The 10,947-nt window shown below is 62.0% G+C and carries 13 protein-coding genes; 7 read left to right on the top strand and 6 right to left on the bottom strand.

The features are described 5' to 3' along the window. The 3 genes from ABI_RS26120 to ABI_RS06845 form a co-directional block, all read left to right on the top strand. A partial coding sequence (locus ABI_RS26120) for a GlsB/YeaQ/YmgE family stress response membrane protein (RefSeq protein ID WP_245531306.1) occupies positions 1-460 on the top strand: 460 nt, incomplete at its 5' end. A gap of 295 nt (positions 461-755) precedes the next feature. Then, positions 756-3,461 carry a PAS domain-containing protein gene (locus tag ABI_RS06850; protein ID WP_006272155.1) on the top strand — a complete coding sequence of 902 codons (2,706 nt, stop codon included), beginning with the start codon at positions 756-758 and terminating at the stop codon, positions 3,459-3,461. A gap of 37 nt (positions 3,462-3,498) precedes the next feature. Then, entirely contained in the window at positions 3,499-4,068 is a 570-nt protein-coding gene (locus ABI_RS06845; RefSeq protein ID WP_006272154.1) for a Smr/MutS family protein, read from the top strand. A 128-nt stretch (positions 4,069-4,196) separates the two neighbouring features. Here ABI_RS06845 and ABI_RS06840 read toward each other — a convergent pair whose 3' ends face one another. Next, complete coding sequence (locus ABI_RS06840; protein WP_006272153.1) at positions 4,197-5,192, bottom strand: adenosine kinase; 996 nt, start codon at positions 5,190-5,192, stop codon at positions 4,197-4,199. Positions 5,193-5,250: 58 nt separating this feature from the next. Here ABI_RS06840 and ABI_RS06835 point away from each other — a divergent pair, with 58 nt between their 5' ends. Next, positions 5,251-6,159 carry an ATP-grasp domain-containing protein gene (locus ABI_RS06835; RefSeq protein WP_245531305.1) on the top strand — a complete coding sequence of 303 codons (909 nt, stop codon included), beginning with the start codon at positions 5,251-5,253 and terminating at the stop codon, positions 6,157-6,159. A gap of 9 nt (positions 6,160-6,168) precedes the next feature. Here ABI_RS06835 and ABI_RS06830 read toward each other — a convergent pair whose 3' ends face one another. After that, entirely contained in the window at positions 6,169-6,360 is a 192-nt protein-coding gene (locus tag ABI_RS06830) for a hypothetical protein (protein WP_040308665.1), read from the bottom strand. A gap of 245 nt (positions 6,361-6,605) precedes the next feature. Between ABI_RS06830 and ABI_RS06825 the strand changes: the two genes are divergently transcribed. Further along, a complete protein-coding gene (locus ABI_RS06825; RefSeq protein ID WP_006272150.1) occupies positions 6,606-7,088 on the top strand; it encodes a response regulator in 483 nt (160 codons plus the stop codon). Here the strand turns inward: ABI_RS06825 and nth are convergent. From nth to ABI_RS06805, 4 genes are all read right to left on the bottom strand, one after another. Further along, complete coding sequence (gene nth, locus ABI_RS06820; RefSeq protein ID WP_050808261.1) at positions 7,085-7,726, bottom strand: endonuclease III; 642 nt, start codon at positions 7,724-7,726, stop codon at positions 7,085-7,087. The genes ABI_RS06825 and nth overlap by 4 nt on opposite strands. Positions 7,727-7,896: 170 nt before the next feature. Continuing rightward, complete coding sequence (locus ABI_RS06815) at positions 7,897-8,412, bottom strand: GNAT family N-acetyltransferase (protein ID WP_006272148.1); 516 nt, start codon at positions 8,410-8,412, stop codon at positions 7,897-7,899. Continuing rightward, positions 8,409-8,759 carry a pyrophosphohydrolase domain-containing protein gene (locus tag ABI_RS06810; protein ID WP_040308664.1) on the bottom strand — a complete coding sequence of 117 codons (351 nt, stop codon included), beginning with the start codon at positions 8,757-8,759 and terminating at the stop codon, positions 8,409-8,411. Before ABI_RS06810 ends, ABI_RS06815 begins: the two co-directional genes overlap by 4 nt. A gap of 61 nt (positions 8,760-8,820) precedes the next feature. Then, positions 8,821-9,948 carry an alpha/beta hydrolase gene (locus ABI_RS06805; protein WP_006272146.1) on the bottom strand — a complete coding sequence of 376 codons (1,128 nt, stop codon included), beginning with the start codon at positions 9,946-9,948 and terminating at the stop codon, positions 8,821-8,823. 112 nt (positions 9,949-10,060) lie between these two features. Here ABI_RS06805 and ABI_RS06800 point away from each other — a divergent pair, with 112 nt between their 5' ends. Together ABI_RS06800 and ABI_RS06795 are read left to right on the top strand one after the other, a co-directional pair. After that, entirely contained in the window at positions 10,061-10,351 is a 291-nt protein-coding gene (locus tag ABI_RS06800; protein WP_006272145.1) for a DUF3144 domain-containing protein, read from the top strand. Beyond that, entirely contained in the window at positions 10,348-10,806 is a 459-nt protein-coding gene (locus ABI_RS06795) for a low molecular weight protein-tyrosine-phosphatase (protein ID WP_006272144.1), read from the top strand. The genes ABI_RS06800 and ABI_RS06795 overlap by 4 nt, the downstream gene beginning before the upstream one ends. Positions 10,807-10,947 lie beyond the last annotated feature (141 nt).

Below are 10,947 nucleotides of genomic sequence, written 5' to 3'. Positions count from 1 at the left end.
TAAGACCGCCTGCCATATCTTCCGAGTATTGCCAGGCGATGGCCCGGGTCCTCGCGGCGGACGACATCGCGCTTGGGGCTTAATCTTTTTCCTTGCAAAGTCAGCGGACAACCGTATCTCAAAACTGCGCCTTCCCCGTTACTTTGGAAGCTGGCCGCGTTCCTGGCGGGCAAACAAATACGGAGAGACTGTAATGGGTGAACCTCAAGTTGGATGGCTGTTGGCCATTGTCGTAGGCGCGGTGGCCGGTTGGATCGCCGAAATGATCATGAAGTCCAATCAGGGGCTTCTGATGAATATCGTTCTGGGTATTGTCGGCGCCATCATCGCCAATGTTCTGTTTGCCATGATCGGCATCTCGTTCGGCGGTGTTATTGGCTACCTTGTCGCCGGTGTGGTCGGCGCCTGTCTGCTGATTGCCCTGGCGCGCATGCTGCGTGGCGGCCCGCGCGCTATTTAACAGCAGCAATCCTGCAAATTAAGAAAGGGCGACGGAAGCCATTCCGCCGCCCTTTTTCCATGGCGGCTTAGCCAGGGTAACGAGCGACCGCCCGCCACCCACCTTTGTGCGAGCCCCCCGCGGCAGGTCAGCGGAAAAAACCATGCCCATTTTCCCTTAAGCATTTGTGTTGTAAGCTGTTGCGGTTGCGGCCCGGTTTTTGCTGGGCTATTGCGATGAGCGAACTCTGTCGCAAAATGCTTCAGGTCACCCGATCGGGCGCCCGGCAGAAGGTCATAGGCGGGATAAAGAGCGTATGTTTTGGCATAACGATGGGGAACTGGCCGTCTTTTTGGGCGTCGTTGCCGCGATATTGCTGTTTTTGTCGATCGCCGGCGGCGTCATCGCCGCACTGAAAGCCTTTCAGGTTCGTCAATTCCAGGACCTTTTGTTCAAGGCTGAACGCAAGATCGACACCCTGGAACGGCGCATGTTCAACGTGCTCAATGCTGTGCCTGTTGCCCTGGTCGAGACCGACATCACCGGAAAATTCACCTTCGCCAACAAAACGGCGCACCAGCTACTGGGACGCAAGGACGCCGAACTGATCGGCCTGAGATTTCACGCTGCCACCTGGGGTATCGCCTTCCCGGACGGCCGCGCCATTCCCGCCGACCTGATGCCGATCGCGCGCGCCCTGCGCGGTCAGACGGTCAAGGGCTTCCAGCACCTGCTGACCAATTACGGCGGCCACGACAAGGTGATGGTTTCTGTCACCGCCATGCCGATCATGAACAGCGCCGGTGAGGTCATAGGTTCGACCTCGGCGATGGTCGAGATCGAAACCTGGTCCGGCGAAGGCGTCGACGACGTCACCGGCGCCTGGCGCGGCCACTGGTTCTCGGCGGCTACCGTCCCCTTCTGGGGTCTGGACGCGCAAGGGGTCGTTCTGGACGTCAACAGTGCCGCGCTCGACGCCTTCGAATTGAAGCGCGAAGAGGTCGTCGGCAAGGCGTGGGCTCAGTTGTTCGTCGCCGACGGCGATTTCCAGGCAGCCCTCGACTATCTCGGCGATATCCAGGACGAAAGCGACATCGGCGACGCTTCGGTGGCGCTGAAGCTGAAGACGCCCGGCGCCGAAGCCTCCTATCCGTGCACCGTCACCGGTTGGGTTGTCCGCACCCACGAAGGCGGTCCCAACGGTCTGACCGTCATGGCTATGCCGGCCGAGCAGGTGGTTGTCGCCCCGCGCCCCGTTGCCGCGCCCTTGAACGATACCGAGCAACAGGAACTGGAAGACTTCCGCAACGGTGAAAAGGCCCTGGCCGCGCTGGGCGTCGGCGTCTGGCAATATGACCCCGAAGCCGACACCATCGTCGAGGACGCCGGCATGCGCGCCCTGATTGGCCGCGACGAACCGGGCGGCCCGACCCTGATTTCCGAGGACGACCAGGTCAAGGCCGACGACGCCTTTAGCCGGCTGAAGTCCGGTCAGGACGACCTGCTGCAGCTCGACATCTGGGTTGCCCAAAATACGGACTCCGCGCGGTGGATCACCCTTAAGGGCCAGGCCACCATCGAAGACGGCGAGCGCCAGATCTACGGCATCGCCTATGACAGCACCGAATGGAAGCAGGCGATTGCCGCCGTACCTGTCGAGCCTCAAATCCTCGAATCCCAGATCAGCGAAGCCGATCTGAACGCCGCCCGCCAGGCGGCCCGCGATGTTGCCCTGGCCGAACTGGAAGTCGCCAAGCAAACCGCCCGTCAGGCCGGACGCGATGAAGCCCTGGCCGAGGTCGAAGCCGCCCGTGCCGAAATCGAACGTCTTGGCGCAGACCAGGGCGATGTCTACGCCTGGCACAGTTTCAGTCAGGCCGCCCCCGAACCGATTATCGTCCACGAGCCCGATCCGGTCGTGGTCGCCGAAAATGAAGCGCTGAAGACCGAGGTGGCAGCGCTGCAAGCCGAGTTGGAGACCCTGCGCAATCTGCCGGCGCCGGAGCCGGTCATCGTCCGCGAAGCCGATCCGGCCGTGGTGAACCACAACGCGGTGCTGAAGGCGCAACTGGATGTGCTGAACGGAGAACTGGACTCGCTGCGCAAGGCGGGCCCGGTCATCGAAGCCGACCCGGCCGTCGTCGCGGAAAATGCGGTGCTGAAATCCCGCTTGGCCGAGCTGGAATCCGAGATCGAGGCCACGACGATGGCACGCGATGCCGTCCAGGAAGAGCTCGACACCGTTCTGAGTCAACCCCTGCCCGATCCCGACTACAGCGGCCACGAGGCGCGCATCCGCGAACTGCAGGACCAGACCGAGGCGGCGCGTCAGCGTTACGATGACCTGGCCCAGCGCTATCACGTCCTGTCCCATACGCCGGATCCCGAACCCGATTATAGCGATCACGAGGCCCGCATCGCCGCGCTTCAGACCGAGTTGGATCAGGCCAGGGCCGAGCTGGAGGCCACGGGCGCCGAAACCGAAACGCTGCGCGCCCGACCCGAGCCCGATTATGCCCCGTATGAGGCGCGCATCGCCGATCTGAGCGACGAACTGAAGGACGTTCGCGACGCCCACGAGGTGTTGCGGTCGCGCTATGCCGAACTGGCCGCCGCTCCGGCGCCTGACTATACGCCATATGAAAGCAAGCTGGCCGTTGCCAATAACGAGCTGGCCAAGTGGCAGGCCGCCCACCGCGATTTGCAGGGGCGCCTGGACGAACTGAACACCGCGCTGAATTCGTCCCAGACCCAGATGGCCGGTATGCAGGTCCGAATCGACCAGATGAACGCCGCGCTCAGCAACGCCCAGCGCTTCGAGACGGTGGGCCGCCTGACCGGCGACGTCGCCCAGGACTTTGCCCAGATGTTGCAGGTGGTCAATGGCGCGCTCGATGTCATGGCCCGAACCACCGAAAGCCCGGAAAGCGTACGCCGCCTGGCCGAGGCTGCTCTGATCGCCGGCAAGCGCGGTGAGCGCCTGACACGACAGCTCCAGGCCTTCCAGAGCGAAGAATTCTGACCTTCCGTTTCGCGGTGCGACATGGCAAGGTCAGGCCATGTCTCGTTTCAAGTTCATGCCCGACGATTTGCGTCTGTGGTCGCTGGTCACCGCCACGGTGCGGCCGCACCGGGCTTCGCGTGTAGCCCCGGCAGATCCCGAAATCGAAACCGTCCATGTGGCGGGCATGGCCCAGCCGATGGTGGCCGAAAAACCCAAACCCGTGCCTGCCACACCGTTTCGCCTTGGCCAGGCGGTCCGGCCAGAGCCGGGCTTTCGCTTTATCGCCGGCGACAGTTTTTCACCCGATCCGATCGAGCCCCGACGCAAACGCCGTATCAGCCGCGAACGTGACCCGATCGAGGCCAGGCTGGATCTGCACGGGCTGAACTCGATGGCCGCCGAGGCGCGGCTGAAGGCCTTTGTCCAGCAGGCCTACGCCAATGACTTCCGCGCCGTGCTGGTGATTACCGGCAAGGGGATGGCGGAAAACGGTATATTGAAACGCAATGCGCCGGAATGGCTGGCTGACCCAGCGTTAGGGCATATCGTGGCGGGGATTTCCCAGGCCCATGCCCGCCACGGCGGCTCCGGCGCCCTGTATGTGGCGCTGAAGCGAAGAAGTTAAGAAAGGGGATCCACAGATTACACAGATTACACAGATTGGAATTCAAGGATACCGCGCGAAGCGCCCTTACTTAATCCCTCTTAATCTGTGTAATCTGTGCCCCCCCCTTTACATAGACTTCGGTTATATCAAATCAGCCCGTGTTTCTGCGCCAGTTCACGCAGCGAGACCTTGGGCCTCGGGCCGTAGTGGTCGATGACTTCCGACGCCGCCAGCGACCCCAGCCGCCCGCAGACATCCAACCCCAAACCGCGCGTCAGGCCGAACATGACCCCGGCAGCGTACTGATCACCAGCGCCGGTGGTATCGACCACGGCCGCCGCGGGATAGGTCGGAATGACATGGATCTCGTCCTGGCGCGCGCACACAGAGCCCTTTTCCGATCGGGTGACGAAACCCAGTTCGACCTTCGACCTCAGATACTTGAACGCCTTGTCGAAATCGTCGGTCTGGAACAGCGACATCAGTTCGTGTTCATTGGCGAAGACCAGGTCGATATGGCGCGAAATGAAGGCCAGCAGATCTTCACGCCAGCGATCGACGACAAAGGTATCGGACAGCGTGATAGCGGTCTTGCGGCCGTTGTTGCGCGCAATCTGGGCCGCGCGGGCAAAGGCTTCCCTGCCCGACGGGGTGTCGAACAGATAACCTTCCAGGTAGACGATCTGCGACGCCTTCACCACTTCCGGATCGACGTCGTTGGGGCCGACCATGGCCGCGGCCCCCAAAAACGTCGCCATGGTACGCTGGCCGTCGGGGGTGACATTGATCAGGCAGCGGCCGGTATGGGTCGGGTCGTCATGCAGCACTTGCGTGTTGAAGGTGACGCCCATCTTCTTCAGATCGCGCGAGAAGACCTCGCCCAAGCTGTCGTGGGCCACCTTGCCGATATAGGCGCATTTCGCCCCGAACGACGCGGCACCGGCAATGGTGTTGCCGGCGGAACCGCCAGACGCCCTTTCGCTGTCGGCCATGGCGTCATTGAGGCTGACCGCGCGGTGCTGGTCGATCAGGGTCATGGCGCCCTTGTGCAGGTCATGGCTCTTCAGGAAGGCGTCGTCGGCCGGCGCCAGGACGTCGACAATGGCGTGGCCGACGGCGGTGATATCGTAGGTCGTGGTCATGGTGCGCTGATAACAATTCCGGTTGCGATGGCGTACCCTAATGGTGAATAAGGAAGCGATGAGCAAGTCTTTATTGATCCTGACTCCGAACCCGGACCATCCGTCGCATCATGGCCGCTGGCCCTATGTGCTGGACGCCTATAGGGAAGCCCTGGCCGGCATCGACGCCGAAATCTTCGACCAGCCATGGTCGGAGCCGGTCACGCAGGATTTTGACCTGATCGTGCCGTTGGTGGCCTGGGGCTACCACAACGATCCGGACGGTTTCCGCGCCGCTATGCAGCGTCTGGCCGACGACAAGCGCCGCGTGTTCAATCCGCCGGAAATCGTGGCGTGGAATGTCGACAAACGCTATCTGCGCGACCTTGCCGAGGCCGGGGTGCGGATCATCCCGACCCTGTTTGTCGAGCAGTTGACGAATGACGACATTGCCCGCGCCCGCGCCGATTTCGGCGACACTCTGGTGCTGAAACCCGTGGTCTCGGCCGGGGCAAAAAACACCGTAGTCTGGCAGGGCGATACCGCGCTTCCGGGCGAAACCGACGTCGAAGGCAAGGTTGCCGGCCCGCCGCAAGGCCCGGCGATGATCCAGCCTTTCATGGAATCGGTCCAGAGCGAGGGTGAATGGTCCCTGCTCTACTTTGCCGGCGCCTTTTCGCATGCGGTGCTGAAGACGCCGAAGTCTGGCGATTTCCGTTCGCAGCCGGATTACGACGCGCGGTTACAGTTGAAATGGCCCCCTGTTGAAGCCTCGGACCTGGCCGAGGCGGCTCTGGATTTTATCGGCCGCGACCGGCTTTTGTATGCGCGGGTGGATATGGTGCGCGACGCGGAAGGCCGGTTCTGTCTGATGGAACTGGAACTGATCGAGCCGGACCTGTACCTGACCTACGATCTGGAAGCGTCGATGCGTTTCAAGGATGCCGTGGAACTGGCCATGCATGTCGGATGTAAGTGCCACGCTTAGGCTGACGTTCTACGGCTGAGCGGCAAGGCCCGTAGCGACCACAGTTGCATCCGTTGCCATGCTGATCACCGTGACGGTCTCACCGGCGTCGCCCAGAAACAGGAAAATGATACCCAGGGCGAGTGCAACAGCGACAACGGCTTCCAAAAACGTGATCGTTGTGTTGTCACGGCTTGCGCTGTGTGCCGTTGTGGTTGCCATGCCGCTCTCTCCTCTTACAGGCCCGTGGGTCGAGCAAACCTAACCCGGCTCGGTGCAAGTACGCGGTCGCCTTTTGCATGAGGTTGCGTAAGATATTCGTCAGGCCGAGCCGCAGCCATAATTTAACCGCTCATTTACCGTGTCACAGCCTGTGGTCGCATTTCGCAACCTTCATGGCACAAAAATCGCTTGATAAGTGAAGACGCGAGGGGTTTACTCCCGGCTTTCCAGTGCGGACGCGTAGCATGACGGAACCTGATGGCGAAGAGGCAGCCCCGATGGCTCAGGTGCTGTTTATCGAAGACAGCGCCGTGGAAATCCGTCTGGTCACTGATCTTCTCAACCGCGCCCGGGTCCAGTTCGATGGCCATTGGGTCACCTCGGCGGAGGACGCGTTGCGGTTCCTTCGCAATGAACCACGGTTCGAAAGCGCTCCCCGGCCGGACCTGATCTTCCTCGATCTCAACCTGCCGCGCATCCAAGGCGGCGGCTTTCTCAAGGAACTGCGCGGCCTGCCCGAACTGAAGACTATCCCGGTGGTCGTCCTGTCGGGTTCGGATTTTGAAGAAGACGTCATCGGCGCGCGCGAACTGGGCGCAGTTCACTACCTGGTCAAGCCGCTGAATTACGAGAAGCTGTGCGAGGTAGTGGCCCGGGTGCGGTCGCTGAAGCTGGAAACGCGCGGCGACGATCTGTTCTTGTGCGCCGAGGATTTGCGCCGGGTCTAAACCCCGATGCGAGGGCAGAGGTGGCTGACGATGCACACCTCGCACTTGGGTTTGCGCGCGATGCAGACATAGCGCCCATGCAGGATTAGCCAGTGATGGGCGCGGGTCAACCATTTTCGCGGAATGACCTGCATCAGCTGCTGTTCGACCTTGTCCGGGGTCTTGGCGGTGGCATCGACCAGGCCCAGCCGGTGAGAAACACGAAAGACGTGCGTGTCGACGGCGATCGCCGGCTGGATGTCCAGTTCGTTGAGCACCACGCTGGCGGTCTTGTTGCCGACGCCAGGCAGCGCCACAAGTTCGTCGCGAGTCAGCGGGATTTGGCCGCCATACTGGTCGATCAGAATCTGGCTGAGCCGGATGACATTGCGCGACTTTGTCCGGAACAGGTTCAGCGAGGCCAGCATGGGGGTGAGGCCGTCTTCGCCCAGAGCTGCCATAGCGGCGGGATTATCGGCGATTTGGAATACCGGGGCTGTGGCCTTGTTGACGGCTTTATCGGTGGTCTGGGCCGACAGCACCACGGCGACCAGCAGGGTGTAAGGATTGACGAAATCGAGTTCTGTGCGCGGGTCGGGTTTGTCCTCTTCGAAGCGCTCGAACAGGGCGGAAATCAGTGCAGGATCGGGTGCGGCCATGACGGGTGAGTAGAACAATTTGCGCAAGGACGAAACCGTCAATATTCGCGAAGCGCCCATTCGCAGTGATTACGGGAGGAAGGCGCTTCGCGCGGGTGAGCGCAGGATTTCAGTGCTTTTCCGTGCCGCCGCCAAAGGCGGCGTTTCCGTGCTTTCCGTGGTAAAACTTCTTACTTACAAAACCGCTCCAGCAGTTGGATCTTTTCGCCGCGCAGGTCCCCCTCTACCCACGGTGTGAAGCCAACCTTGGCCGCCAGCCGGAACGACGCCGCATTGTCCGGCGCGATCATGCAGGTCGTCCGTGGCAGCCGCAAATCGTCGTCAGCGTAACGCAGGGCCTCCGTCACGGCTTCGAACGCATAGCCCTGACCGTGAAACGCGGGAACCAGCCCCCAGCCGACCTCCAGAGCCCCAAAGGCCGGTACCAAGTCGCGGCGGTAATCGAAAATCCCTACCGTACCCAGCCAGGCGTCGTCCTCGCGCCGGCGGATCGCCCAGTTGCCGACACCCATGATTTGCCAGTGGCCGATATCGCGCAATAAACGCAGCCACACCGTCTCCGGCAGCATGAACGGCAAGCCGATCTGACGCGTAAAGGCCGGATCGCGCCACAGCCGGCACAGATCTTCGAAATCGGCCACCGTCATCGGCGTCAGGCGCAGCCGCGCCGTCGTCAGCTCCGTCATGCCCGGATCAGTTCCGGGGCGCCCTCATCGGCCATGACCTGCTCCCACTTCAGCCACTTCTCAGTGATGGCGGCATTCAGGTCGATGCCTTCGGACCGCGCCATCAGCAGCACCATGCAGATAACATCGGCCATCTCCATCGCCACGTCGTGCCGGGCGCCGTCGACGCTGCGGCGCGACCGGCCGGTCATGGCCAGATAGGCCTGGGTCAGTTCGCCCATCTCCTCCTGGACCTTGATCAGGTGCCAATCGCCGCTGCGATCGACGTCATAGACTCGCTGATAGCGGTCGGAAATGGCCTTTAGCCGGTCGACAAAGGCTTCAAGCTCAGGCAGGGGCTGGGACATGACGGCACCGTTCACGGGATGTTCTCAGCGCATTTACGCACGATTCCCCGATGCGGCAAGCCTAGTTCGACCGAAGGTGCCGGCCGAACTGCGCGGCTTCGCTTCGGGCCGCCGCATCGGCATCCGGCACGTACAGGGTGGTCTGCAAAAAGGCGTGGATCAAGGTCCCATATCGGACGTGAGAGGCGTCGAGTTTGCATTTGGTCTCGGCCGACAGGTGCGCCGCGAAGGCGGCTTGGGAGTCCTTCAGCGGATCGAAGCCCGCGGTAACAACACGGACCGCGGGCAAACCGCACAGATCGGCCTGCATCGGCGAAGTATCCGCCGAGGTCGTCGCAACACCTTCGGGGTAGACCTGATCGGCCAGGTATTTCAGATTGTCGGCATCGAGGCCGTAACCTGAACCCAGTGTCTTCATCGACGCATAATCATTGACCCGATCAACGCCGGGATAGAACAGCAGTAACCCCACTGCCATCGGCTTCTTCGCGTCACGCGCCCGCAAGGCCGTCGCGATCGCCAGGGTACCGCCGGCGCTGTCGCCGGCCAGGCCGATCTGACCACCGCTCAACCGGTTGGCCGCGACCCAGTCATAGGCGTCCTCGGCATCGTTCCAGGCGGCGGGGTAAGGATGTTCCGGCGCCAGGCGATAGCCGACCGAAACCACAATCGCCTTCGCCTCGGCGGCGATCATCCGCACCGATGGGTCGAAGGCCTCGATGCTGCCGAACATAAAGCCGCCGCCGTGGTAATAGACGATCACCGGCGCGTCTTTGGCCACACCGTCCGGGCGGTAGATGCGGATGGGAATGGCATTGCCGTCGCGGCCGGGTACGGTGCGGTCCTCGGTCGCCATCTGCGGCCCTGGTGCGGTGCGCAGCGCCCAGTAACGGTCCAGCGCCGTCCGAGTGGCGGCGCGGCCTTCCGGCGTAGCGTAGGTATTGCGAAGGTATGCCTGGACCGCCGGCACCGAAGCCGGGCGCGTTACGTTTTCCAGCACCCACTGCAGCCGTGCGTCCAACGCCACGCGATCGGAGACCTCGCGCGGACCTTTCAGATGGGCGATGAACCAGTCCTCTGGCTGTTTCAGGGCGTCGAGTTGCGCCTGCTCGGCAGGTATGGCGACGATCGGTTCGGCTGCGACAGGGCTGGCCAGGATCAGTGCGGCGGCGGCGATTATACGGATCATGGTTCCCTGCCCTTTTGTGAGTTGCCCAACCCTACCCCGGCCTCGGCGCAATTTCAACGGTTGTTGTAATATCAACCGCCCGCTAAGTTCGGGCTTCCAGCGGAGAGGCACGATGAAACCAGAACCCGATCAGGCTTTTTTCGACCGCGCGGACGCGCATATCCATCTGTCAAACGCCCAGATGAAGGAAGCTGAGGTCAGCGTTGTCAGTGCGTCCATGATGTACGCCAATGCCCGTTTCAGCACCTGGCTAAACGCCACGCTTTGCCGGGACGCAGCTGAGATGGCAGAACATCGCGATGAGGCGATTCATTACTTCGTCAATCAATTCCACATGATGCTGGAAGACCATTTCGATGACTACCAAGCCAATTTCGACCGCTATATGAAACCGACCCCATGACCGCCATTCTGTTTGTCTGCCTTGGCAATATCTGCCGCTCCCCCCTGGCCGAGGGCGTCCTGCGCTATAAGGTGCGCGAAAAGCGCCTGGACCACCGCTTTGACATCGACTCCGCCGGTTGCGGCGGCTGGCACGCCGGCGAGGCGCCCGACCACCGTTCCATCGCTGTCGCCGCCCGCTTCGGTATGGACATTTCGGGCCAGTGCGCCCGTCAGATCAAGACGCACGACTTCGACCACTATGACCTGATCCTGGGCCTGGACCGCGATAATGTCCGCCATTTGACAAAGATGCAGCCGCCGGGCTCGAAGGCAAAGGTCGCCCTCTATCTTGAAGAAGCGCTGGGGCTGAACAAGGACGTGCCGGATCCCTATTACGGCGGCGCGCGCGACTTCGAGGCCGTCTACCGGCTGTGCGACACGGCCAGCGACGCCTTGCTGGCCAAGCTGATATAGGGACCGACAGCAATCGTTTAGGGGCCCCGCATACTGCAAGAGGCGCGATCAACTCCAGAACGGCGACAGTTTCAGCGATGTATCAGACGGCGTCGACGGCGCAACCCGTACCCATGCTGGCGGGACGATCCTGGTGCTGGG

The organism is Asticcacaulis biprosthecium C19 (genome assembly GCF_000204015.1).
In the GTDB taxonomy this organism is placed as follows: Bacteria; Pseudomonadota; Alphaproteobacteria; order Caulobacterales; family Caulobacteraceae; genus Asticcacaulis; species Asticcacaulis biprosthecius.
This window is presented reverse-complemented; position numbering and strand designations above follow the sequence as displayed.